Source organism: Pararhodobacter sp., assembly GCF_034676545.1.
Lineage (GTDB): Bacteria > Pseudomonadota > Alphaproteobacteria > Rhodobacterales > Rhodobacteraceae > Pararhodobacter.
The window spans coordinates 2,932,357-2,958,452 of the sequence record NZ_JAUCBZ010000015.1 but is presented as its reverse complement, the minus strand read 5'-3'; the positions used below and the strand labels follow the sequence as shown (position 1 = coordinate 2,958,452).

Sequence of the window (26,096 nt, the reverse complement as noted above, 5' to 3'; positions counted from 1 at the left end):
TTGAAGATCACCACCAAACAAATTGCCGCCTTCGTGGCCATCGCAGATCAGCAAAGTTTCACCCGTGCGGCGCGGCAGTTGAACATCACCCAGCCCAGCCTGAGCGGGTTGATCCGCGACCTTGAACAGGTGGTCGGCCTGACGCTGCTTGATCGGCGCGCGCGCGGTGCCACGCTGACCACGGCGGGGCAAGATCTGTTGCCGATCGCACTCCGGGTGAAGGACGATATCGAAACAATGCTGAGCACCTCGAACGAGCTTTCCGCGCGGGTCCGGGGCCGGGTGCGGATCGCCTGTTCGACGGTTATAGCCAGCACCCAGTTGATCCCCATCGCCAGCCGTTATGAGGCGCGATTTCCGGGGATAAAGGTGCAAATCATGGATGCGGTCGAACAATCGCTTGCCGATCTCGTGCGGCTTGAGCAGGTTGATCTCGCGGTGGCGACCGAAGTCGACCCCGAGCCGCGCATCGTTCAAACGCCAATTGGCAAAGATTACTTGATGGCCTATGTTCCGGCCAATCACCCGCTCGCCGAGCGCGATCAAATTACCTGGAAGGATCTGGAGAATCAATCGCTTGCCGTTCTGTGCAAGGGCAATCCAATCCGCACACTGGTGGATCGAACCGCAGGGCGTTTGGGATTTATGCTCAGGTCGGATTATGAGGTCAGCTTCGGCACCACCGCTTTGGCGCTCGCCGATCGTGGGCTGGCCTTGACGATCCTGCCGAGGAACGCGCAACAGGCAAATACGGTCCATACCTGTTTGCGCAAACCGCTGATCCAACCCACCGTGCCGCGCCGGGTCATCATGATGTCGCTGACGGGCAAAACGCTTTCTCCTGCCGCCGCTGAATTTCAAACATTCTGCGTCAAGGAAATGGCCGAAGGTTTTCGCCAAGACCCGCCCGAGCCATGAACCCAGCCGCCGCATGCCGGGCGTTCCCAACGCGTCCGGCGCGCCGACGAGGGCGAAGCCAAGCGCTGTTTGCCGCGGGTCAGTCCACGGCTTGCTCAGATGACAGACCCGCCCGCTGCGCTGCATAAACGCCGAAACGCAGGGACGTTTGCGCAGTTGGTCCTCGGGTGTATTTTCCAGGGCGCGAACGAGGTCACGCATCGCGTCATGGGTTTCATCAAGTACCCAGATCGCGGTCGGTTTGTCGATTTCCAGGCGGAAGTGAGCCGGATAAACGGATAATTTCCACTGAGATTTGAGCCATGTGACCCAGAGGTGCTCGCGGACTTTCGGGCCAGGTGCAAAGCTGTGGCACCTGAGGAAGAACGCACAGAAATGACCAAACGGAAACGCTGTTCGGCAGAGTTCAAGGTGACGTGGTCCTGCTTTTCTGAACCGGTTCGCGGCTCGGCTAACATGCACTGGGTTAGCTTTGGTGTCGTTGTTGCCTGTTTGTGACGATGGATCAGCATGATGCACCCCGTCCCGAACGTGTCTCAAAACTGACCTTGCCATAAAAAGGGCAGATCGCCGAGCGTCTCTGGGATCATCCGGGATGGAACAGCTACTTCTCCAGTTTATGTGCCAGTGTTTTTGCCTCATCCAGATCCAGGATGGCGCGCTGTAGAATAGCCAGTGCCCTCAGAAAGTTTTCGCGATTGTCATCTCCGATTTTCTGACCTTGAAATGCAATAAATCGAAAGCGAGCCAGACGGACCGTCCGGTAAAATCCAGTAATCTGTTGGGCCAAATCCACCTCGATCAAACCGATGTTCTCCATGTTTGACGCGAAAATGGGATCATAACTCATACTGTCGTAAAATAGTGTCGGGACTTGGAGCTCCTCTCCAGCGGAAATGCGTGTCCCGATCTCACTGACGAAATCGCTTAATCCGGCTCGTGATGTCGCAGAAATCATCGCGCGGATTTCCGCAGCAATTGCTCGTTTGATCCGTCGCCTTTTTCGATTGTCCTCAACCACCGTCAAGAGGATTGGCACCGTTGCGCCAAAAAATCCACCAGATATCGCACCGATTATGGCCGACAGGATCTCTGGCCGGATGTAAAAATCAAACGGCATGCTTACTGCTTTCAGAATTTGGTATGCTTTTTCCAGCCAAATTTCGCATTGCCATTGCAACACCTATAGGTGAGTCACGCTCAAATATTCCAGGAACGCAACATTTGATTGCCGACTGCAAACTGTGAGAGGGGTGGATCAGTTTGTCTGAACAGGTCCCGCACGTTTACTTGGTGGTCTTCGGCCTCGGCCACGCTGCCGCTGCGTAAGGCGTCGGCCGTTGTGAAAGCCGAGATAGCGACCGATCCCGGCGTGTGCCTCGGGGACGCTGTCGCAGGTCCACAGGTAAACCTTCTTTCTCTTGATGCTCCGCTTCTATTCGCACAAGACGATCTTTCTGGCCGCTGGTGGAAACTGCGACGTGATAGCGCTCCGGCGATGCTGGCCGCCCTAGTGCTTTGGTCGTCGCACCGCCGAGGTCAGAAACCACGCGTGCGGCATGACGAAGGGCGTGCTGGGGCGGGGCCGCCCAAGCGTTGACACCGGGGAGGTCAACCAATCAACGCTGATGTTCGCAACACTAACGACGGCTGAGGGTTCCGGCACACGCAACGTTTCTTCCAGCCATCTTTGCGGGTCAGCAGGGGATCACTTTGCCATAGATTGCTTTCTCGAATTCCTCGCCTTCTTCGACAGGCCTATTTATGCCGTCCTGATCATCACCCCAATGGATAAGTTCGTGAAGAAGTGTCACGCCAAGAACATAAACCTCTTTTCCATCCGTGGTCGTTTCCTTGCCCTTTCCGGCTTCGAATTCCTCGGCAAGTCTGGTCAATATCCGAAGTTCGTTTGAACCGATGCCTGGTGAAAATTCACCGCAAGCGCCCAAGTTGTCAACAAATTTTATTTCAGGGCCGCTTCCGAAATTCAATGCAGCTTTCAAATTGCTTGTATTGATTTCACCGATCTTATTTATTGCTTTGACTATTACCGGGACCTCCAGAATACTCGGAAGGTCATTCTTGACATAGTATTTTACCTTTGGAAACCTCGATTGATCCGCATCGCTCATCTTCATATCTTGCCTCCATTAATTATGTGAAAGTCTCGTTGTTATAGCATACGCCAAATACGGCGTTTTTCAAGTATCACGAAAAACTACAAATGTGCCTCACGCCGCGTCAAGGTCGCTCTGTATTTCCGTTGTGGTGGGTCCTCGGGTTTGCAATCTACCGGGGCACGGCATTGCGGCGCCTCGTTCTAGCGTGCGAGATCGGTGAGATTGATGGTTGTTGTAAAGCGTGCTCCTGCATCGCGCCACAAAGTGTTGCGATCGCCAGAATATGGACTTGTCCTGTCAACGCCACTGACTGATGCGTCCGCGATTGGTTCGCCGCTTTCAGCAGGCACATAGACAGCGTGTAGCAGGGGTTCATCCGAAAAGGACGCAGGGACGAACCGTTCAATTTCTTCCAGAAAAAGCATGAGTGTGCTGTTCTCGGGAACGTCAACTCGGTCAAAGTGGAAACTCCAGATCATTCGCGTCGCGTGCCGCCCAAGTGTTTTTGCCTCCGCTTTCAGTGGTGGCGTGTTCAGGCGATGGCGATGCAGGCGTCGTGCCAGGTCACGCGTCTCCAGAAACATCGTCGCCCGAAGCCTTGGTGCTTGAATTGTTCGGTCTGCGTCTGCCGCCATGGCATCTTGCGACGGGCCCGGCCACGTTCGCGGCTGGTATGCGCGGCGCTGCGGCGCCTGACCCCAAACCGTGACGCCAATCGTGCCGTCGCTGTGTCTGCGCGCAAAGACACGGCGTTCAGGCAAGGGCTGCGTCCATTGGCTGATCGGGTTTGAACACCGCAATTCTGGCACCGTATTTGGCTGGTAGCGGACAAGGCCAAGCCTCAAGAACGGCTCTGCGGTTTTCGAGGCCCTCACACCCAGATCAACATACCATTCCTCACGAATGGGATCGAAACGCGGTTTAAAGAGCAAAAGTCCCACGCTGAGCGGCGGCAATGCCTGCGCGTGCCCAGGATCACGACCCGACCTGCCTTCGCTTGGTTGCAGCGGCATCGCGACATTCGACACCCATTCCGCCTCGATGGCGTCTGAGCGCAGTCGCGGCCCGCCTGGAAACGAGACCCCGACAAAATCCGAGGGCGACAGGAATGTTTTGGTTTCGGTGCCAATGCTGCCGCGAACCGGATCCCCACCCCGCCGACTGACAAAGCTTCCCCCCGGGCCAAGGTCACGATCCGCGAAAGCCGGTATGCTTGTAGAGGTTCGCCCGACATGGATGCGGCGCAGGGTATTGTCATCTTCCGTATCGCGTATCGTGACGATGTTTTCATTTTCGGCCGCCATAGGCCCGAGGATTTCTGGCGGCCACAAAACAATGCCCAGCCGCTCGTCTTCGCCCGACGAAAACCACGAACGCCCCAAGGGTATCCGGATCCGTGCCTCGCGGCGCTGCCAAGTTCGTTTGCGCAATAGACTGACATCGGAGTTTCTATCGCTTGACCACCGAAACACAGGGACCGGAGCAAGCGCATCGCAGGCCGCAGGTCGTTCGGTCGAAGGCAAAATGACGGGTGTCGGTTGCGAGGCGCGTCCGAGTGCATCTTCGGGGACCGGTTCTGCCCGCAGTTGGTCGCGCGTGAGGCCAATCATTGCGGTGCGGCTCTCCAGCCACGGGTCGGTTGCTGTCGCCACCCGATCAACCGTGGACAGCATCGACGCGGTGCGGCTGATGGCGTTTATCCAGACCGACATGAGGCGGGCTTTGCCATCAACAAAACTGTGCCGCTGACTGATGCGGATCGCGCCAAGATTTTGCTCTTCAAAGAGGTCGAGCAGTGTCAGCGGGCGATCACCGGCCCAGACAAGAGGAAGGTTATCCGCCCTGAGAAGCGTGACCTCAATTGGCCTGTGCTGCATGCTGCCATCGCTGGCCAATTGGAAACCAAACAGGGCTTCGGCCTGCACAAACCTCGACTCTCCGGCCGCATTGACCAGCACTTGCCCATCGAGGTCGCGCAGAGTGGGCCACACCCCAGACCGTTTTTGCGCAAGCGAACGTCCACGGCGAGGATCGTCGAAGTTACTCGATCCGGGCAGGATCATCGTGGCCTTCACTTCGATGGCGCCCGTAACGGCCAGATCAATGTCGAGCGCTCCGCTCAGTGTGACCTTGGTAGAACTTTGCGCGGCGACTGAAATTTCGCCGGGGGGCTCGGTTTCTGCCGGACGCAGTGCGCGCAGCTCTGGCGTGCGCAAAAGGTCGGCTATCAAAAATCTGCGACTGTTCACCGGCAGAGCGCTTTCCGTCCGATGAAGGGATGGCGCACGCGTTACCCGGTTGACAGCGTGCACCGCATCAATGCGAACAGGTGCCGCGATCTCGGGCAAGGGGCGCGTGGTCATCAGGGTGTGCAGCATTCGACCCGCTGCCTTGAGAGCCCTGACAGATGGCGAGGCGATCCCGCCCAGTCCGACAAACGCCAGCGACTCGTTCGGCATCGTGTCCATCTCCAGCCTCAATAGTCGGGCGATTTCAGCCGTCGGACCCGCCGGCATACAGCGTTCGCAGGCCGCGAGTATCGCCTCGTCGGTGCAGGGTTGATCGGGGGCTGAACGCTGACTGAGAACACGAGCGAAACTTTCGACAAGCGCAAATTCGCGCGCAAGCCTTGTCGCGCTTGGAACAGACCATACGTCGATTTCAATGGCTTCTCCGGGGGCCAGAAGAAGCCGGACTTCATGCGCATCACGATACGAGCTGCCGACCATGATGTCGGTTCGGCGCGTCGGATCAAAGGATTGCCGCGGAAAGCCTGACGCCGGGTTGGCCAAGAGGTCGGTAATATGGGTGACAGGGCGAGTCCGATTTACGTCGCCGCGTTCGACGGTCAGCACGACGGGTCGCGCATCCTGATTCGGGCCGCCGATGGTCTCGATGTAAACCCCGCCCGCAAGATATTCATGTCGTCCTTTCAACCGGATCGCCATAGCGATGCCGTCGGCAGCGGGATCCGTGTAAAACCGGCTCTGCGAGGCACCGCCGATGCCGAAAATCCCGTCGCCAGTTCGGCGGCGTTGTTGTCGGCGTTGGGCGCCCGAGTGTTGCCGCGGCGGCTGGCAAAACGGCGCCCGTCGGCACCTGTCTCGGTCGTGAGAAGGGTCACAGGAAACCCTTCGCCATCGTGGGCAAGCCCGACTGCGCCATAGGCCCCCGAGGGCCGCGCTTGCGTGCTGCCATCGAACGCGCCGTGGCGGCTGGCTTCGTCGAAAGAAACCCCGGCCGGGACCAGAATGCGTTGTGCAATGTCAGGTGTTGCACGGTCTGCCAGCCGCCGCTCCTCTGGCGTTCGCCTTTGGAAAGGCGCGCCATTGGCATCAATCATTGACCGGACGACCAATTGCCGACCAATCTCGTATCCCATCGGCCCGCAGGCATTTTGTGCACTGATATTGGCTCGACCGACGCGTGTCCGGTCTGCGTGCCCGGCTGGCAAGAGCACTTGCGGCGCGTTGATTTTTGCCTGCCGCAGGAAACGGACAAAGGGCTTCAAGGGTTCTGTCGCCGGGTCGTATTGATCTTGTTCCGCCGGGTATGTCGTCTGCCGAACAAGACGGCGCTGTGACGGCGGCAAGGCCTGCGGATCAGGTAAATCTTCGGGACGGCGGGAATAGCCGCTGGAATACACTTGCGCCATCGCCACGCGATAGGCCGACCCGTAGCGCAACAAGGGCGGCAGCTCGCTGGTCAAGGCATCGCCGCTCAAGCGGGTCAAGGGATAGAAATCCCGACCGAACGGCAGGCTGTCCATCACCGCGGATTGGGTGTCGCACACCACGCCCAATGGGCCGCCATCCCAAATCGCCAGGGCCTGTTCGACCACGGCCTCGATTTTATTGGGTTCCCCGGTCGGTAAAAGGCGGCTCGGGCTGGATACCAGGGCCGCATCCAATGCCCGCCGCTCGCGAGAGTGAAAGTCACCCACCAGCGTGCGGATGGCGGTGATCACCGCGCCGCGATCACGATGGCCGGTCTCGGCATAACTGACATCGCGCAGCATCAAGTTGTGCCACCGGGTCCGCCAGCCCGGACCGGGAACGCCGATGTGAATGCGTTGACCGATGGTCAGATCGGCAGCGTCCAGCACAAGGCCGCTGTCGCAGATGTCATCGACAGATCGTTTGAGCAAACGGCGTGCATGGCGTCGCGCGGCGTCATTCTGTGCCCTGCGATTCAGAATCGTCAAACCCGGTGTGTGAAATAACGCGCCGACATCCAGATCGGTTTCGACCCGCTCCGCGCCTTCAATCATGCTCGCGTCAAGAGCGCCGCTGCTTTGCGTTGCCGCCTCGATCTGCCGGACAAGAACGCCCTGCCGTCGTTGGACCTCCATTTCGGTGGCGGTTCGGACATCAAGCGAGGTCAGGTCCAATCGACAAACAGAGGTATGTTGCCCCTCGACCTCGGCGCAGGATACGAGCATGAACCCTTCGAATTGATCAGGCGCGCCACGCGCATTTTGATCGCCCAGGCAAGCCGCATGAAGTTCTTCTTCAGTGGCGGGCCAGAATGCGGCGCGGCCCCCATGGCCCGGGGACCATTTCGCAAGGGTCCACGGCCCGGCCGCCTGATTGCCCGCGAAACGGGCACGCAGGTAGAAAAAGCCAACAGGATCACTTCCAAGCTGCGCGACAATCGGTTCCGAACGCATATCAACATCGAACGCAAGGCCAAAAGCCCGTGCCAGGACGGGGTTGGATTGCAGGGCGAAGAAATTGCGACAGGCATTGGCCAGGGGCGTCGTGTCCGCCGCCAAAGCTTGGTTGCCGGGCGACTGCTGGTCCGAGTATTCTGGATATGTGGCGTATTGATGAACTGCGAATGCCGCGTCGAAGGCGGTTTCGCGCGCGTCGGGATGCGCGGCGGCACCAGGGCTCAATGATCGTCTGGCAGCACCGGGTTGGGTGTCTGTCGGGTCGCGGGGCGTGGCGGCGTAGCACATCATCTCGTCGTCAAACGCGCTTTTTGCAGCCCGGCGATTTGTTTTCAGGGTTTCACTGGCAGACAGATCTTCCCGCCGCCTGATCCGATCTTCGCGGATGTCCAATTTGGTAAGATCGCGCATCTTGGCGCTAATCTCGGGATAGATCAGCTGATTGAGCGCGCGTTGTTCGGGAGAAAACAGGGACACGGAACTCAGGATCGCATCCGGCGAATCGAGTGCCAGCAAAGTTTGATAATGCGAAGCATCAATTTCTCGCGCCGGAGACTGGTTGTTTGCGGGATCGACAGAATAAAGCGCACGCAAGCTGCGGTGGTAAACGTCCCGGCTTCTGGCCCGGTCTGAATCGATATGGTCATTGGTGACCGTGGCATGTGCGCGCTGCGAAACCTCAGACGCGTTCGAGGCATTCTCAGCCGCCCACACGCTCTCGATCAATTCGCAGACGCGCAAAGCATCAAGGCCAAGTGCAAGATCGGCGTGCGGCACTTCGAGAATTGCCGCAACAGCAGGCCTGGGACCGTCGCCAATGGCTTGCGCGATCGTCGCAGGCCGGATCTGCCCGGCGTTTCCAAAGTCGCTGTTGCGATCCAGATCGATGACGGTCTCTTGCAGCCCGCCACCATTTTGCGGCGAGCCGGGGGCGACGCTGTTTGCGACGATCGCCGCAAGGTTGCCCCAATGCCCGGTGTTTTGACCCGGACCAAGCGCGTCGCGCCACACGCGTGTCAGGGCATGCAGCGTCGAATCGTCAAGTCGTGGGCGGAAACCCGGTGGGCGCGGTATCAGCCCAAGAGGCGCGACCGGCTCTCCTGACGGCACGGCGCAGGCGGCCCCCAGCGGAGCCAAGGCCCCGGCATTTGTGCCGGCATGGATACGGACCACGTCAATTTCCAGCGTTTTGTCGGTTTCGCCCGCAGGGGCCAAGGCGCGTATGACTTCGGCAGGCCAATTTTCCAGCGTAAATACCGGCGATTGCGCCGAAGAACTGGGCGTCAAAAGAACGCTGAGCTTTACAGTTCCATCGTCGTTAACACCGTTCGGAACGACGCGCAGATAGGCCGACACGGACGTTTGCTGAACCTCATGCGATAGGGCGTCGTTTGGAATTGTCCGGCTCATAGGTTGAAAATCCCGTCGATGGGGCTTGGTTCTTTTGGCGCGAGATAGGATTTGTAAATCTGCCAGTTTTCGCCTTTGCAGCGACCGAAGCTGCGCAATTGTGGCTCCATCGGCGTCAGTGACCGTCGGATGCCCTGGGGATCTCCGATGCTGGCAAAGCGGCGAATGCGGTTGCTATCCAACAAAGAGGATTGCTCTCTGTCGCCGTCGTAATCTTTTTGTTGCGTCTTCCAAACCCGGACCGAAAACTCAAAGTCGCGGATGCCCATCGAGAATGAGAAGGTGAATGTCGCTTCGCCGGACATGTTGCCACCGACCATGCCGAGCCGGACGTAAAGCGACGCGCCAAAAGAGAAAATCCACAGCGAGGCCGAACCCCCGGCAAAGAACGTTCCGGATATCTCGGTCAAAGTGTTGCCGTTGATCCGGGTTTGGCGAATATACACGCCCACCATCAGGCGCCCGGTCCCCTCCAGGGGGCCGAATCCAAAAGCCGCTGCGCCCCCAAATTCAAGCGAAGCCTCGAAACCTACAATTCCCTTCGGGTTCGCAGTGATCGAGAAAAAGCCTGAGCCACCATACGGAAGGAACGAGATGGTGAAGGGGCTTAGCCGTGACGACAGGCTTGCCTTGAACAGCGCAGGCGCATTTTCGAATGGCAAGATCACCGACGCGTTCAGGCTCACGTTATAGATCGACATTGCCCCAATTGAAATGATGCCAAGAGACAATCCGTAACCTGCCTCGATGCCGAGCGGGGAAAAATTCGGCCGAATGAAAACACCAGAGCCGGGTTTTGGCGACAAATATTTCTGGAACTTCTGAACGAATTCAAGGTCGTTGCCGATTTTTGCGTCGATGAATTCCGCGTCGAATTCGGGGCCTCCATTTGAGCCGGAGCTGAATGTGGCACCCGCGAATTTCAACTCGACAGCGTCGATCAGGTCCCCGACAAGCTTCACGCTGAATGGACCAATCTCGCCGGTTGACGCGAATTCGATCGTGGGTGAAAGGTCGCTGGGGTTCAGTTTCAGAGTAATCTGCGCCCCGACCTTGAGTTCGCTGCCTTCGACAGGCGAGAAAATACCCAGCGTGGCGTCCTCGACACTTTTCGACAATTTGATGGCATGGCTATATTTCATCGTGATTTCGGCGGGGATCAAAGCAAGAAGATACTCCTCAACCATGTCGCGGATTTCATCGAACGGAATTGCCGCAAGGAAGTTGCCTGAAAGGATGGCCCCGATCAGATCTTCGGCCTCGGCCACGATCAAATGCGGTGTTGAACTGCCATCAAACCAGTCGCGCACGAAACTGACCAGAAACGCGCGCCCGCGCCGATCACTTACCGGAGCGATGCCATTCGGCCCGGTCTGCGCCGAGATAGCGGCAAGCCATGCAGCATCAGCGGCGAGGCGATCATTTCGCCCGGTCAGCGGGGTCGGCTGCGCATCGGATGGGTGATCGAGGCTCTGGCCTGGCGGTTTCCGGCCCGGTTCGGGGGCAACCAGCAGAACACGACGCGAAAGTGGTTCGAGGAATGTGCTTTGCAACCGATCCAGAAGGGCATTGCGTTGCGCAAGGAGGAGTTCCTCATAGAACTGCGCCAGCGTCCAGTTGACGTCTCCTGGAAGGCCAAGCTGCGTGGTGAGCAGGTTGGTGACGACGCCATCGAGTTCACCCAGAACGATGCTTTCGGCTTGCCGCAATTCCTTGCGAACAAACCCTTTGATACGGGCAAACTGGCTGTCGACAGAGGCAAGCCGGTTTTCGAGCTCTTGCTCGAGCTGACCAGGGATTGCCGATGCATCAAGCAGCAAAGCGGTCGCTTTGAATGCCAAGTCAGCAACCTCGGGTCCGGTGAGGGCGGTGTCCTTGTTCAGGATTTCGGTCAAAAGACCAAACTCGGGCGCATTCGCCGATGCGGCCCATGCCACCTGAATATCGAGAACAATTTTCCGCAGATCCCGTGGGCTTTCCGCATTTGCCGGGGGCGTCATTGCGTTTTGCAAGTCGGCCAAAAAACTCATGCACCGCAAAGAGGCACGTTCTTGCGACGGTCTCGAACCCCAGATGCCAAGCTGATCCTGAAGAAACTGCAACAGTCCTTTATGTTCAAGTGTGCCATTTCCGGCTGTGATTCCGCTGAACAGTGTCTGGGTCTGGCGCAGAAGTCTGAGCTTTGCCCTGAGATCGCGGGTGTCCACAACCTGGCTGATCCGCGCAAAAACAGTGCTGCTTTCCCAAGCCGTCAGCGTCTCATTCGCTTTATCAAAATAGCTGTCCACATAGGTCAGGATCTGGATCGCCAGCGTCACGGTCGATGTCGCAACACTGTGGTCAATCCCGCGGAGCTTTTCCTCCCACGCGCGGGCGTCCTGCTTCCATGCCGTGAGCTTTGTCGACGAGGGCATATTTTGGCTGGTTAGATATGCGGCAAACCCACCCGCAACCAGAATCGGATCGGTCACCAGCGCCTTGGCGATGTCTCCAATTTTTCGCGCGCTGTCGAGGGCGGCGTGCATCAAGGCGTCTCGGCGCCGCAACATGGCTTCGAAGTCTTCGGGGATCGTTCTGATCGCCTCGGAATACAGCGTATCCAGCCCGTTTTGGGCATTGCCCGCGTTTGGCTGGAGGTTGCACAATTCCGTATTGCCCAAAAGAGCAAGCCGCGCCTGCACGGCTTGAAGCGCCTGTGAATCGTTGACAAGCGCGGCATAAAGATTGGCCGTAATTGGACCAAGATACGCCAATTGCGTTTGCAGGTTATTTACCGTGGTGCGCAACTGCCTCTTGACGCTTTGTGTGACCGGAGTGTTTGGAAGATCGTCAATCCGATCAATGCCGCCCAAGATTTTTTCAATCTCCTGCGGATCCAGAATCTCGGAAATGGCCCTGTTCGCGTCGAAAACGTATCGGCCGGGCGACGTCCCATCAGCGGTCTTCGGTGCGTCTTCATCGCGAATCCGCCCGGCAAACACCAAGACATGCACGTTTGCCCTTGTCGGGCAGGCCAGCGCCAATCCGTTGAGATCAAATTGCGCAAACACCCTATCGAGGGCTTCAATTGGGGCGTTGATCGTGTCGCATACATCCGCAACGCCGAAATCGACCGATCCGCCCAAGTCCTCGATGAATGTCAAGGCGGCCTGCGCGATGCGGCCAATAGAAGTGTCGTCAGCGGTGACTTCTGCGTAAAGTGTGGCGAGCGCGGCGGTGGTTTCGAGTATTCGCCCGAAGCAATCATCGAAGATCACGTCGAATGCGGCGTTGATTACCGTGTCCCAGGCATCGTCGAGGATCTTTTCGGCGACCTCTCCGGTCTCAAGTGCGGCGGCCCTTGCGGCGTCTTCCAGCACTTGAAGGGCGCGCGTGTAGCGCGCGAAGAAACGTTCGGCATTCACCTTGATATGATCCAGCCATGCCGCGACTTCGTTTTCGGCATGTGCTTGCGCCGCGTTTTCCACCGCTTCAATGGCACGATCGAGCTCAGTTCTGCGTTCTGCGATGCTTCTTGCCAGCCACTCTGCCGGCGAAAGGGTCTCTGGCGGTGGTTGTGGGTTTGGCATAGCGCCGTGGCGCAGAAACCCTCTTGCGGCTTCGCGTATCTGCGCCACGACGTTTTGCCGACCCACACCGCTCGGATCGCGCGCCGCGGTTTGCGGCGTCAGCGCATAAACAATCAACGCCTCGGTGAGCCTGCGGGCTGCGCCATTGGGCAAGCGAAACACCGCCCGAAGCCGCTCCAGGGCGCTGAGATCGGCCTCATTGAATTCAAATCCTGGCGGTAACGCCTCGAAACCAACGACCGGCATGGGCAACAAGTCGCCGGTCGATAGCGCGTTGCTTGCCGGAAAGAACCAGTTCGCAATTCTCGCCGCAATCTGCGCGCGGAATTCCGGGGCGCCGAGGTCGATTCCCCAGAGACGCCGGATAATGTCCGTGATCGCGCCGTCGAGCGTGGAATAGGTGTCAAGAATCTCGAAGAATTCAGCCCGCAAGGTGGCCGTCAAGCCCTGCAAAGTGCTAGATGCCGCTGCCGCTGCCGCATTTATAAAGCGATGCCCGGCCTCGTAAATCCCGCCAAGAGACAGCGAAAACAGGATTGGATCGGTCTCGGCAAGGCTGGCGTCAATCGCTGCAGAAAGTCCCCTGAGACTTTGATCGAACTCGGGCAACGCCTTGGACAACGAGATATTCGGGATGACGGCACCCGTCAGGGTGGCTTGCGCGTCGGTTACCGATTGCTCCAACGCGTCCAGACGCACGCGGATTTCGTCGACGCCCTGCTTCAGCGGCAGAACGACATTGTTGCGGACAAGTGCGACGGCGTCGCTGACACCATTTGTGATGCTTTCGCCCAGTTGCTGTTGCTGTTCCATCAACGCAGCCGCTTGATACCGAACGGTTTCCACCATTTCGGGCATTCCCTTGTCGGGATCCTCAAGATTGGACTTGTCTAGGAACGTCATGAGATCTTGCAGCTTGATCAGCCCCAAAAGCTGCGCATCCGGCGAGAACAGGTCCCGGTAGATATTCCTGATTTTCTCGGTGGTCTCGTTCTCGGCGATGCGGGCGGCATTTGGCGCAGCTTCGGCAGCACTGATCGTGTTTTCAGCCCGCACGGGCAGCCGGTCGAATGAGAAGGCGTGCCCATAGAGCGGGCGTTTTTCCGAAGTTGGACTGGACAATGTTCGTCTGGCGGCAAAGGTCAGGGCGCCTTTCTTGCGCGACAACGCGCCCACAACACCATCCGGGCGCATCAGCCCCCCGGCGCGGTCCCCCTTCGCGCCCATCGTCAGTGCCGGCATGTCAAGCAGCCCCAGATAGACCTCGCTGGTGTTGAAGGGTTGCGAAGGATGGGTGTCGGCTTGCGCCGGATCGGGTGGCAATCCGTGGATCAGGTAGGCACCATCGAACCGGGCACGGACCTCCGGCAAGCTCTGACCCGTCAATCGTTCTGCCTGTCGAACCCGGATTCGCGCCACATCGACCTCGGGGTAAAACGGCGGTTGGTCGGCGCCGTTCAGCGCCGGAGACCAGTCGAAATCCTTGGCCTCGATCATGACCGCCCCAAGATGTGACCCCTGCGGCGCCGCCGGCATCGTCGGTGGACCACCAAGGCGACGCCCCGACAATCGCAAGGTCCACAATTGGGTCTCTTGACTGGCTGATCCGGACTTGAGCTCTGGTGCATAGCGGTATTTGCGCCCGCCCATGGCGATCGTTCTCAAATGCTCGGTCGGAACAAACGCATTCTGGGTGATCTGCGCGCTTTGAGGGGCGGTCGTGTTGACGGAATCGGGTGCGAGCTGCCCGTTGTAGTAGTTGACAATCAGTTCAAGTGAGCGCCGATCATTCGCCGCGACGTTGTCGATGAACAAGACCGGGATGTCGGCTTTGAAGTCGGCAAAAGCAACCTCGAAGCGCACGTTGGCGGCCCGCATCGGTGCCGTGCGCGGCCAGAAAGCCAAACCGCGAAAGTCGTCACCCAAGGCCAGGCGCCCACTGGCAAGCGTCCCGGACGCGTCAATCGCGCCTCCGGTCGACGGGTCGTTCGGATCAATGATGTCCGGGCTCTTGGTTGTCAGGTAGGTAACCGATTCCAGCGGGAACGCGCGACCGTCGAACGGTTGCCCGATTGCCGGAAATCGCTTTTCTGGTCGACCGATCCGAATAAACATCCGCTGCCGCAGCGGTGCCCAGACTGCCCCGGTTTGGTCGGTCAAAAAGACCCGTTCCGTGACCTGCACCAACGAAGCCCGGTGCCCGAACGGTGCCAGAAAGCCTTTGAAAACGACCTCGGCGTAAGTGTCGCGGCCCAGAACCGTGCTATGCTGCCACCGCTCAATCGAAAGCGCGTCAAACAGCGGCGTTCCGTCAAGCGCCTGAACCGAGGCGGGGGGCTCGAACGCCGTATCATGGCGAAAGTTGCCGCCGATGGAGGTCAGAGACAGCTCGTTAACCGAAAGTGCTCTTGGTTTGTAGAGCGCGGAGCCTGCGCGCACATCGATCAGCGTGTCATCTGGGGTGGCCTCGATTTGGCTGGATTCCGCAAGAAGCGCGCCACTCAGATCGCGCCGCCCAAGCGAAGGCAGCCCCCAGCAGGAACTGGCGAGAACAAGCTCGTGGCGGGCAAAGGCATCAAGCGAACTGCGGAACACGAAACGTGCATTTTGTTCAGCAAGATCCCGGCGTCGCAATACCCGTCGGCATAGTTGCGAAATGATTGCCGGAAGCGGCAAACGCCCCGGCGTGGTCTGCTGTTCGTTTATCAATTCAGCACAGAAGGCCGCATCTGATTGGTCCTCGCCTGGCCGCAGGATAGCATCCAGTGCCGGGCGATCCGCGGAGTCCCGTGGCCACAAGTCCCGTTCCGCCAGCGCCAACTCAATCGGACGCGGCGCCGCGCTTCCGGTTTCGCCGCGGTCCAGAAACCAGGGCGCCAGTGGCCCTCGGGGTGGGGCGCCGCCGCCGGGCAGGTTTTGCGAAATGCCAAAACCCGATCCTGCGCCGGCTCTGCGATGGAGTCTTTGCCAAACGAAATCAGGCCGCAAATCCGGCGAGTGCACGGCGCGCAATCCGGGGTCTTCGCCGCCCGTGAACAGGTTGGCGCTCCACAAGCGGTGATCTGTTTCGACACCTGCGGAAGGAAGATCGAAGATCGCCGGTTCCACGGAATGAGGCGTGAGAAACACGGCGCGTTGGTGTGGTGAAAGTATCAGACGGGACGGAATTTCGATCGCAGTCTCGAAGGGCCCCGGTGGGCTGGCCAGCGACGCCTGAATATCGGCAAGCCGCGTGAAACTTGTCAGAAACGGCCCGGACTGGAACCCCAGATGGTTCAGCCGACCCCGCGCCGAAAGATCTAAGCGGCGCGTAAGTCCCGTTCGCCGTCCCAGCGCATCTTCGTGGTATACAAGTTCAGCCCGTCGGATCACCGATAGTTCAAACGCCGCAAAATTTGTAAGCGCATTTAGGGAAAACTCCAGCCTGTCGCGGGGAAGTTCCGACGCAAAGTCGGGCGGCGTGTCGAGACCCGCAACCATCAGCCTTGCGGCTTGAATACCGTCACGACAAGGGACCCGGAACGCCAGCCTCGTCGGATTTGAAAGACGACCGTCAAGCAAGCCATTCCTGGTCCCATTATTTAGGACACTATCAGAATTGGGTGCGAGCACAGCATTTACAAACGCCTTATCCACGACGTCCCGTCGGCGGCGGCGCAGCTGTGTGGTTATACCTGCCGTCGCTGCCCAGACTGGTATTGACGCATCGTTTTCATGAAAGATGAATTCGATGTGTTCGGGCGAAAGATCTTCAATTCCGTCAAAGCCAAGCGCCCGTCCATTTGAACCACCGGTGGCAGCATGGATCATCGAATTCCGATAGGTGGCCCGGTATAGCTGATAGCTGGGGACAGCAGCTTCCAATGCCTGCTCAATGCGCAAATCGCGCTGAAACGAGGGCGCCTCGTCGCGGAAATCTTGAATGATCTGTGAATGCGCCGTCCGAACACTTTGAAAAAGTTGTGACCGCAGCTGGTCTGCGTGCGTCTCGCGCGCCTCACCGTGTATCTGCCGCGCAAGATGCATCGCGTCGATGTCGAGGCCAACAGGACCAATATAGTATCGCTGTGGTTCAGGCAGCGCATTGCGGTTTAAAAGGTCCTGCGATCTGTTGAAAAAGCATATGCTGAAATTCTGGAACCCCAAATCGTCCGCGGCAGCCTCGATTTTCTTGTTCCGAAATACCTCGCGGAACTTTCTTTCTTCGTTCCCGACCAGGGTCTTGAGTATTTCGGCAATCCGCGCCCGGTCGTTGGGGTCGAAATAAAAAATATGGTCGCCGGTTTCCGAAGTGTCTGCGACGGGTTCCAGCGTATTTGCGTCGGCGTCGTATCTATAAAGTGCCGGGCCGCTGGCAGCCCCGTCCGCGCGTGGCAACTCGACATCAGGCAGCGGCGCCAGCTCTGGCAGGAACAAGGCCTCCTCGAGCAGATGTTGAGGCGGGAACTCGACCACCAGAACCGGGCGCGGATCGGGCCGCGGGGGGGCGTTGCTGGCACTGACGGGCACAAAGCAGGCTGCATTCGCCGCGACGATTTCCGGAACCTCGCCGTCGACAAAGCTCAACATCAGATCCGCGAAGGTGAACTGAAGTTGCACCAGCGTCGAATTTCGCGCGGCACGCAATCGGGCGCGCGACAAATCGATCAGAGCGCTTTGCGCCCGCGCGGGCGCGCCAAGCCGGATAATACTGCCCGTAGAGCTTTGGCTCGGCCAATTCGGCGTATAAATCAACCGCAGTTCGCTCGGGTCAAATGTCAGGCGGCTGAAATCCGCATGATCAAGGCCGGTGTCAAGTTCAACCATTGCGGCGTTGATCTCGATCCAGTCGCAGTGCGGTCGTTCAGGCGTCGCGGTTTGAACGTTGTCCGGAGCACCCGCTGGCATAGCACCCCAACGATACAGGATCTGGATGGGGTCGCCGGGACGCGGGTAGAATGGAGACGCCTCTTGGTTCTGGCTATCCGCCTGCATAGCCTCGGGGCCGCCGTCCTGGTGTCGCGTTCCGTTTTGCGCCGCTTGCGGCTGTCCCGAAACGTTAGGCGCGTCCGAAAATGCGACCTGAATGGTAACCGCACCAATCGGCGTTTCAATCGCGTAGATTGGCTGTCGGGGCGGTGCTTGATCGGAGCCATTGAAGCTCCCCTGAAACCGCAATCGTCCCGACCGCGCGAAATGAACCTGCCCGCTCTCTGTGGTATCGGAATAGCTGACAGCCGAAAGTGCCCCTGAGATTTCCGGAAAAGGGCCGACAAATCCCGCACTTGCGACGGCATATGGCAATTCCAACCGCCATATCCCTTCCATCACTGCTTGACTGACAAAGCCTTGGTTCGCGGGAAGTAGCCCGTTCCGTCGCTCGGTATTGAAGCTGCGTAGGGTAACCAACCGCGACGCAACAGTTGGATCCCGCGCAATCATGCGCATTCCATGACCGTTACCGGGGGTGATCCGGACACCACCTTGGGCAAGTGTCCCGTTCGCCAAGCCTATGAGAACTTTCGCATTCGACGACGTTCTTTGAACACTCAACCCGCTGTCCGAGCCCGGAAGATCAACCAGCGCACCGCGGTCGTCGGTCCAGAAAACGTTCAGCCGCTCAACGGTAATCTCTGGGCGCATGACCCAGGGCCTGCGCCTCTGTGGGACGGAATGGAAATTGAATCCCAAAGCAGCACATTGATCGAACGTAACCTCGGCGGCATGATATGACCCGCCGACGTTGTCAGTAAAAGACCCGGGGAACCGAACAAGCCCATTGAAGATCCGGGTCAATGGCGCTGCACATCGTGCCGTCGCTATGTCCTGGCGCAAGGGGACGGATCCGGCACATGTCTCCTCGGCATTGCCGCCGCCGGTCTCCTGGCTGGTGAACAAGCTCCAACGCAAAGGGTGTACCGGATGGTGTCGGAGTTCCACCTGAATGGCGGGCATCCTTGGTTGGGCGGACTGGTCCTGCCCCGATTCAGCAAGTCCAATGAATTCCCGCCGATCGAAGAGATTGGTAAACGCATGCAGACCAAAGATCCGCCGGTTTATCGCGGTCCCAACCACTCTCTCGGAATGCTGAGTAAAGTAGAAATGGAAATCGCGGTCGCGGTTGCGGCCAAATGTTGCGCGGACGACTCTGACCTCGTATCCAGCGAGGTCGACCGGCGCTGACGTTTCTGTCGAAGTTTGCGCAATTACATAAGTCGACTGTCGTGGCCGTCGGGAAATTACAAAATCCGCATCCGGTCCGAATGAATCACGGCGAAGGACCCAACTTTCAACGATTTCAGGCTCACCCATCGCACCGCCATTTTCGTTCAGCGGCTGTCGAACAGTAAAGACCGTGAGTGCGCTGCGATCATGCGACCATCGAAATTCGAGATCCAATTCACTGTAGGCCGTTATGGTGCCCGACGCAAAAGCCGGATGCACAAACGACGTTGCCGCCCCGGACACCAAGAATTGTCGACGCGTCATCGGCAGGAAGCGAGACTGTTTGGCCCCTTTTTTCCGAGTTAGCGAACTTAAAATCCGCGGCCCCAAAGTGAGCGTCCTTCTAACCAGCCGCCGCAGCGGCAACCACTGTTAGAACCCCAATGGTGACATGGATTTCAATTTTCGCAAACAATTTTCATTCGATCGCTTACCTGTTCCATCCCGGAGGATCACAGAGACCCTCGGCGATCTGCCATTTTCATGGCAAGGTCAGTTTTGAGGGACGTTCGGGACGGGGTGCAACCACGCTGATCCATCGTCACAAACAGGCAACAACGACACCAAAGCGAAGGGCCGCGATCCAGGCAAGCGATGAGTCTGCGGCGGCATGGCGGAACGCTGCGGCACGACGGAGCAGACGGTGTATAAGTGGCGTCACCGCGACAGCGTGGAGGAGAGGTGGTCCTGGAATTTCGTCCAGTTTGCCGCCGTGCAAAGCTATAGCTTTGGTTTCATTTCAGGCGGCAACCTTCAGGTCCGGAGATCGTCTACCATAGGCCTCGTCAGGCGTCATGATCCCATGTGATGAGTGCGGGCGTCTTTCGTTGTCGTAGTGGATCCAGCCACCGATCCTGTCCCGGGCTTCGGAACCAGTTTCGAAGGCGTTCAAGTAGACGCATTCGTATTTGAGGGATCGCCAGAGCCGCTCGATCATCCGGTTGTCGATCCAGCGCCCCCGACCATCCATCGAGATTTTGATCTTTGCATCGCGCAGCACGTCGGTGAAATCGGTGCTGGTGAATTGCGAACCTTGATCGGTGTTGAAAGTCTCGGGGGTGCCGTATCCGGCCAGCGCTTGTTTCAAAGCCTCGACGCAGAACCCCGCGTCCATGCTGTTCGAGAGCTGCCAGCTCAGCACCTTCCGGCGATGCCAGTCCATGATAGCCACGAGATAGAGAAATCCCCGGCGCATCGGGATGTAGCTGATGTCAGCACACCAGACCTGGTTGGGCCGGGTGATGGGCAAGTCCTTCAGAAGATATGGGTATATCTTGTGCTCCGGATGCTTCTTGCTGGTCTTCGGCTCTTGGTAATTCGGCACCAACCGCATGAGCTTCATCAGCCGACGCACACGATGCCGCCCACATCTGTGGCCCTCCCGCTGCATGTGGCGGGCCATTTGTCGGGATCCATACCACGATGTCTCCAGGAACTGACGGTCCCATCTATTCGGATCGTGGAGTTGAACTGGTTGATCTTCAACGCCAGTTTCGTCAATTTCAAAACTGTCGAGATGCGGCACTCGACCTCGCAGCAGCCCAAGATGCGATCTCCAAGACAATGGATCTTTAAGTTTCGGAGCCCTGCTCGGCAAAGCTGTGCGGGGCTCATTTATCTGCTCACGTTTCAAGGCAAGGTCTATTGTGTCGAGATCTATGCCTTGCCGCCGAGAAGCTCCAACTCGACTGGGCTTTACGGGCGGCAACGATGAACAAACGGCCGATTTGTCGAATTCTACCTTCCTCCAGGCGAGGGCAACGTCAACAGGCATGTCGCAACACAACGTCCTTTGGGCATTTCTGACGACTCTTGCTTACGATACCACTGGATAGAATGGCCGCCCCCAATCCTTGCTCGGGTTGTTCATCATCAGATCCACGAAAACGGGCAGCAGGAACGCAAGAATCGCGGCGCCGTCCCGCACCTGGGCGCGGTTGACGCCGCCGTTCCAAGTCGAGCCGCCATGGACCAATTGATTGCGCAGAACATAGAGGCGATCGAAAACAAAGCTGAGAACGCGCGCCGTGTCGCCCGCCTGAAACGCTTGCGCGAAAGAGCGGGCGGAGGCACGGAAACGCGCTTCCCAATCCTCGAAACCGTCAATCCCATTGTGATGTTGCCAGAACGGGTTGAACACATAGCGGTTTTCCAGAAGCAGCCGGACGGGGCCTGAAAAACGCTGCCAAACCGCCTTGTAGATGCGCCGATCAGCGTCCAGCTCCGTCAGGAGACCGAAAAATTCGAGGAAATTCGCGCGCTCTCCCTGTGGAATGGATTGGAATTCGCGCTCGTCCGCATAGGCCGCGTTGAAGGCAATCCAAAGAAAGATGAAGCGTGCGTCATCATCCGCCCCGCTCGCTTCGGCGCGACCGATCCAACTGATCGCGCGATGGACACGAAGGCCCATCGTTTCGGGAAACCCGGCGCGTATGGCGCGCTGCTTTGCCTTCAGTGCATCGAAAGTCAGAGTATTGGGCATCCAGCTTTTCCTTGTGAAATCCGGTCATGGCATCGCGGCGAAATCAGACCGCCGATAGTCTTCGATCATGGCCCATAATTCTTTGGGGGCGATGACGTCGACTTTGTCGCCCCACTGATAAAGGTGCCAGACCATTTCCAACCAGCCAGCAGCCTGAAAGCGCACGATCAGGCTTCCGTCACCCTGGTACTCCAACGACTGTCTTGGGTGAAACTGAAAGCCGGCTGCACGATCGGCTGCGTCTGGCGTGAAGCGCCAGATCACCTCGCCAAATTGTGCCGGGTCTTGCCAGACGCCGAAGGCTTGCGCGGCATAGTCCGCAATCGTGAAGCCGTCTTGTAGCGCAAAGCTCTCATTCAGAGTTTCGGCTTCATGGATCAGATCAATGCGGAAGTTTCGGACCTCTTGTGCCTTTGCCGGATCACGGGCCGCCAGGTAGGTTCGGTGCCCCAGCAAAACGCCATGGGGTTCCAGGATGCGCGTTGTTGTATCCTGATTGTAGCGCACACAGAGGCGGAATGGCCCGCGCAACGCTTCGATGATTGCATCAAGGATATCGGGTGCGACGCTGACCTTGGGTCCCGGACGGGTGACTTGACCCATCGCCATGAGCACCGCCTCGGCATCCGATTCGACGCGCGCCCGCGTCGGAATTCGCGCCAACATCCCGTCCCGCAAGTCCGTGAGCGCCCTGGCATGGCGCAGCCTGCCTTCCGCCTCTGCGGAACGGGCGGCAATCTCCAGCGCTTCGGCGGATGTTTCATGCCTCAGTTGCAGTTGGGCGAGGCCCGTGTCGACAAGACGCCAGCGCCGCTTTCGATCCTCTCCATCCACGACTTCGACATTTCCGAACGTGTCCTCCAGCGCATCGGTCATACGCTGGGCCGTTCGATGCGAGATGCCGAACTCCGCAGAAATCTCCTCGAGGCTGATACCACTGCGTCGGGTAACCGCCATCTGGGCAAGACGAATGAGATCTTGAGCCTTTGAAAACGACATATGTGCCTCTTGGCCTGTCAGCTTTTGTCACCCTTATAGGCTAGTAATCTCCTTGCGTCCTGTCGAGCCGATTCCGTCAATGGTCATCAGGTTGCGAGTCGAGAGGTTCGTCAGGCGCACTGAAACCGAGAAAGGGAACCAAATGCGTGGACGTGTAATCAGAATCGAGCGGATTTCGTCGCGGGCAGGCGTAATCGAAGAACCGGCAGTCACCAGCAAAGGGTATCAATTGGCGGACGCGGCACAGGGCAAGAACAAACATCACGCCGAATTCGCGGTCTATGCCAAGTCGCTGGATGAGGTGGCTGTCTTGCTCGACAAGGGTTTCTCGCTCTGGATGGGCGCAAAAGGCAAACGCGCGTCGCTTATTGCCCCGCGAAGCTTGCGGATCGTGCGCAGCGAAGACTGCATTTCCGCGTGATGTGGGTGCAATCGCGCTAAAGATGCATTGCTTTAGAAATCAATTGCTTGGCAAGCATGTCGGTTCTTGACACCCGCGGATGTTGATGAAGAAGCTGTAACCACACGAGACATTTCCGCGCGGCGGATTGCGCTCATTGATGATTGCTGGAGTCCATGCGGGAATTTGACAATACGCTTCTTTTTTCGGCAACCGATCTCATGCGGTTCATGGGGTGCGTCCATGCGACCGCGCTCGACCTGATGTGCTTGCGAGGGGAGGGGCCGACACCAGGCAAAGATACCGAGGATGCCGCGTTGTTGCAAAAGCAAGGCGACGCCCATGAAGCGGCTCATCTTGCGCGACTGAAGGCCGACGGCAAAGGCGTCGTCGAGATCGAACGAGGAAGTCTGGCGCAGGATTCCGAGGCGACACGCATTGCGTTGACAGGTGGGGCCGAGGTGGTTTTTCAGGGCGCATTCCTGTCTGGCAACTGGGGAGGGTGGTCCGATTTCCTCATGAGAGTTGACCGACCGTCGGCTCTCGGCCCGTTCAGTTACGAGGTGGCGGATACCAAACTCAAACGCCGACCGCATCCCAAGCATGTGCTGCAACTGGTCCTCTATTCCGACCTTTTGACCGAAATTCAGGGCGCTGCACCTGAATTCGCACATGTCGAGCTGGGCACGGGTGAGCGCGCCACTCTGCGGTTGGCGGACTACGCCCACTATGCGCGGGCAGCCAGGGCGCGCCTCGAGGCTTTCGTTGCCAGCCCGACAATCACCCGGCCCGTGCCCTGCGCCGACTGCGGTTTCTGTCGTTGGGCGGATCATTGCACCAGTGTCTGGACGCGTGAGGACAGTCTGTAGATTTCCACGCAGAAGTGAGCCGGATAGACGGATAATTTCCACTGAGATTTGAGCCATGTGACCCTTCCCCCAGCGCGATGCGCAACGGGGAGCAGCGGAGTGATACACATGGGACTTTTGAACATTATTCGACGGATGTCTTTGCGGGAGAAGCTATCGATCCGTGAGATTGCGCGTCGCACTGGATTGTCGCGCAATACGATTACAAAATATCTGAATGCGGGCACGATCGAGCCGCAGTTCGCGACACCGGAGCGGCAAAGCAAGCTCGATCCGTTCGCCGAGAAGCTTGCCGGTTGGCTGAAGACGGAGGCGGCCAAGTCGCGCAAGCAGCGGCGAACGCTGAAGCAGCTGCATGCCGATCTGGTGGTGCTTGGCTTTGATGGGTCTTACGGTCGGGTCGCGGCTTTTGCGCGTGACTGGCGGGCAGATCGGCAGCGAGAGCAGCAGGCAACAGGGCGCGGCATCTTCGTGCCGCTGTCGTTTCGTCCGGGCGAGGCATTCCAGTTTGACTGGAGCGAGGATTTTGCCGTTTTGGGCGGCGAGCGCGTCAAGCTACAAGTCGCCCATATCAAGCTGTCGTATAGCCGGGCCTTTCTGGTTCGGGCGTATCTGCTGCAAACGCACGAGATGCTGTTCGACGCTCACTGCCACGGGTTCCGGGTCTTCGGCGGCGTTCCAGGGCGTGGAATTTACGACAATATGCGCACCGCTGTTGACCGCGTCGGTCGTGGGAAGGAGCGGCAGGTCAACATGCGCTTCCTCGCAATGGCCAACCATTACGTGTTCGAGCCAGCGTTCTGCAATCCTGCCGCCGGCTGGGAGAAGGGGCAGATCGAGAAGAATGTGCAGGATGCCAGGCACCGTCTGTGGCAACCCATGCCGGACTTCCCCGATCTCGCGGCCCTGAATGATTGGCTGGAACAGCGCTGTGTGGCGTTGTGGAATGAGATTCCTCATGCAGCACTGCCGGGGAATGTTGCTGACGTCTGGGCCGCAGAACACCCCGTGCTGATGCCATTGCCGCCCGCCTTCGATGGCTTTGTCGAGCATAGCAAACGGGTGTCCCCGACCTGCCTAATCAGCTTCGAGCGCAACCGCTACAGTGTTCCAGCGTCGTTTGCGAACCGGCCTGTGAGCTTGCGGGTTTATCCAGAGCGTTTGGTGGTCGCTGCCGAGGGTCAGATCCTGTGCGAGCATGTGCGGGTGATTGAGCGCAGCCACCAACTCCCGCCACGCACGATTTACGATTGGCGCCATTATCTGGCCGTCCTTCAGCGTAAGCCGGGTGCGCTCAGGAACGGCGCGCCCTTCGTGGAATTCCCTCCGGCCTTCAAGCGGCTGCAAGACCTTATGTTGCGCAAGCCTGGCGGTGACAGAGAGATGGTTGATATCTTGGCGCTGGTTCTGCATCACGACGAACAGGCCGTGCTCGTCGCCGTGGAAATGGCCTTGGCTGAGGGCGTGGCAACCAAAACTCACGTTCTGAACCTTCTGCACCGTCTTATTGACGGAAAGACGATTGGTGGGCCGGACATCGAAACACCACAGGCACTGGCTTTGCGCAGTGAGCCAAAGGCGAATGTCGAACGCTATGACGGCCTGCGGGCCCGGACCGCCGGAGGCCGCCATGCGTCATGATCCCGCCAGCGGTGCCATCATCATCATGCTGCGCAGTTTGAAGATGCATGGCATGGCCCAAGCCGTCACCGACCTCATGGAACAAGGCGCACCAGCCTTTGATGCTGCGGTGCCGATGCTCGCTCAATTGCTGAAGGCCGAAGTGGCCGAGCGGGAGGTCCGGTCCATTGCCTATCACATGAAGGCCGCTCGCTTCCCGGCTTACAAGGATCTGACCGCCTTCGACTTCGCGGCCAGTGAGATCAATGAGGCCACGGTGCGCCAACTTCATCGGGGCGAGTTCATGGACGGTGCCCAGAACGTTGTGCTGATCGGGGGCCCTGGGACTGGCAAAACGCATGTCGCGACAGCCCTTGGCGTGCAGGCTGTCGAGCATCACCGCCGCAAGGTTCGCTTCTTCTCGACCATCGAGCTCGTCAATACGCTCGAACAGGAGAAGGCCAAAGGCAAAGCCGGACAGCTTGCCGAAAGCCTCGTCCGCCTGGATCTCGTGATCCTCGACGAGCTCGGCTACCTGCCGTTCAGTGCATCAGGCGGTGCGCTGCTCTTCCATCTGCTCAGCAAACTTTACGAACGCACCAGCGTCGTCATCACCACAAACCTGAGCTTCAGCGAATGGGCCACCGTCTTCGGCGATCCCAAGATGACGACCGCACTCCTCGACCGCCTGACCCATCGTTGCCACATCCTCGAGACCGGCAACGACAGCTTCCGCTTCAAAACCAGTGCAGCCACCGCGGCGCAGAAAAAGAGGGAGGACAATCACGTATTGACCAAAGCCTGAAACCCGAAACATAACCTAGAGGTGGCTC

The 26,096-nt window shown here is 58.6% G+C and carries 12 protein-coding genes and 1 pseudogene; 5 read left to right on the top strand and 8 right to left on the bottom strand.

Features of this window, described 5'->3' with window-relative positions; all coding sequences use genetic code 11:
- The gene (locus VDQ28_RS17875) at window positions 1-918 is read left to right on the top strand and encodes a LysR family transcriptional regulator (protein WP_323037216.1); all 918 of its coding nucleotides are present in this window, start codon (window positions 1-3) and stop codon (window positions 916-918) included.
- Window positions 919-1,522: 604 nt separating this feature from the next.
- Here the strand turns inward: VDQ28_RS17875 and VDQ28_RS17870 are convergent.
- The 8 genes and pseudogenes from VDQ28_RS17870 to VDQ28_RS17835 form a co-directional block, all read right to left on the bottom strand.
- Window positions 1,523-2,038, bottom strand: coding sequence for a hypothetical protein (locus tag VDQ28_RS17870; protein ID WP_323037215.1), 516 nt, complete (start codon window positions 2,036-2,038; stop codon window positions 1,523-1,525).
- 577 nt (window positions 2,039-2,615) lie between these two features.
- Window positions 2,616-3,056 carry a hypothetical protein gene (locus tag VDQ28_RS17865; RefSeq protein ID WP_323037214.1) on the bottom strand — a complete coding sequence of 147 codons (441 nt, stop codon included), beginning with the start codon at window positions 3,054-3,056 and terminating at the stop codon, window positions 2,616-2,618.
- Window positions 3,057-3,238: 182 nt separating this feature from the next.
- Window positions 3,239-5,986 carry a hypothetical protein gene (locus tag VDQ28_RS17860; RefSeq protein WP_323037213.1) on the bottom strand — a complete coding sequence of 916 codons (2,748 nt, stop codon included), beginning with the start codon at window positions 5,984-5,986 and terminating at the stop codon, window positions 3,239-3,241.
- Window positions 5,971-9,120, bottom strand: coding sequence for a hypothetical protein (locus tag VDQ28_RS17855; protein ID WP_323037212.1), 3,150 nt, complete (start codon window positions 9,118-9,120; stop codon window positions 5,971-5,973). The genes VDQ28_RS17860 and VDQ28_RS17855 overlap by 16 nt, the downstream gene beginning before the upstream one ends.
- Entirely contained in the window at window positions 9,117-19,157 is a 10,041-nt protein-coding gene (locus VDQ28_RS17850) for a hypothetical protein (protein ID WP_323037211.1), read from the bottom strand. The genes VDQ28_RS17855 and VDQ28_RS17850 overlap by 4 nt, the downstream gene beginning before the upstream one ends.
- Before the next feature lie 475 nt (window positions 19,158-19,632).
- Window positions 19,633-20,337, bottom strand: a pseudogene (locus VDQ28_RS17845) (IS3 family transposase); the annotation flags it as partial.
- A gap of 372 nt (window positions 20,338-20,709) precedes the next feature.
- Window positions 20,710-21,375 (bottom strand): hypothetical protein, encoded by a 666-nt coding sequence (locus VDQ28_RS17840; RefSeq protein ID WP_323037210.1) that lies wholly within the window; start codon window positions 21,373-21,375, stop codon window positions 20,710-20,712.
- A 24-nt stretch (window positions 21,376-21,399) separates the two neighbouring features.
- Window positions 21,400-22,374 (bottom strand): WYL domain-containing protein, encoded by a 975-nt coding sequence (locus tag VDQ28_RS17835; RefSeq protein WP_323037209.1) that lies wholly within the window; start codon window positions 22,372-22,374, stop codon window positions 21,400-21,402.
- Window positions 22,375-22,516: 142 nt separating this feature from the next.
- Here VDQ28_RS17835 and VDQ28_RS17830 point away from each other — a divergent pair, with 142 nt between their 5' ends.
- The 4 genes from VDQ28_RS17830 to istB all read left to right on the top strand — a co-directional run bounded on the left by VDQ28_RS17830 (window position 22,517) and on the right by istB (window position 26,068).
- Complete coding sequence (locus VDQ28_RS17830; protein ID WP_323037208.1) at window positions 22,517-22,795, top strand: hypothetical protein; 279 nt, start codon at window positions 22,517-22,519, stop codon at window positions 22,793-22,795.
- A gap of 155 nt (window positions 22,796-22,950) precedes the next feature.
- Window positions 22,951-23,643 (top strand): hypothetical protein, encoded by a 693-nt coding sequence (locus VDQ28_RS17825; protein WP_323037207.1) that lies wholly within the window; start codon window positions 22,951-22,953, stop codon window positions 23,641-23,643.
- Window positions 23,644-23,751: 108 nt separating this feature from the next.
- A complete protein-coding gene (gene istA / locus VDQ28_RS17820; RefSeq protein ID WP_323034837.1) occupies window positions 23,752-25,284 on the top strand; it encodes an IS21 family transposase in 1,533 nt (510 codons plus the stop codon).
- The gene (istB, locus tag VDQ28_RS17815; protein WP_323034836.1) at window positions 25,274-26,068 is read left to right on the top strand and encodes an IS21-like element helper ATPase IstB; all 795 of its coding nucleotides are present in this window, start codon (window positions 25,274-25,276) and stop codon (window positions 26,066-26,068) included. Before istA ends, istB begins: the two co-directional genes overlap by 11 nt.
- Window positions 26,069-26,096 lie beyond the last annotated feature (28 nt).